This is a genomic window from Neokomagataea anthophila, assembly GCF_018122595.1.
In the GTDB taxonomy this organism is placed as follows: Bacteria; Pseudomonadota; Alphaproteobacteria; order Acetobacterales; family Acetobacteraceae; genus Gluconobacter; species Gluconobacter anthophilus.
Map to the genome: position 1 here is coordinate 1 of NZ_JAGRQH010000097.1, position 249 is coordinate 249.

General features: G+C 47.4%; 1 protein-coding gene. It reads left to right on the top strand.

What is annotated here, in order from left to right:
• The coding region (locus KB213_RS12205) for a hypothetical protein (RefSeq protein WP_211683517.1) at nucleotides 1-249 on the top strand (249 nt) is incomplete at both ends.

Consider the following 249-nt stretch of genomic DNA (forward strand, 5'->3'; position numbering starts at 1 on the left):
AGTTGGGACTGGATGTTCACATTGAAACCAGCGCGTCCGACTCGCAGACAATGGATGAGGCGGTGCGAATTGCGCTCAAATCCGGTGCTACATCTGTCAGGTTTTATCCACGTTACGAAGGAACGCTTACAGAAGTAATGGCGAAGATTGCGCAAGATATTCAATATATTAAAGCTCAATATCAGCATTGCGGGCTGACATTTACGCTTGAGCAGCACGAAGATTTGCAAAGCCACGAGCTGGTGCATT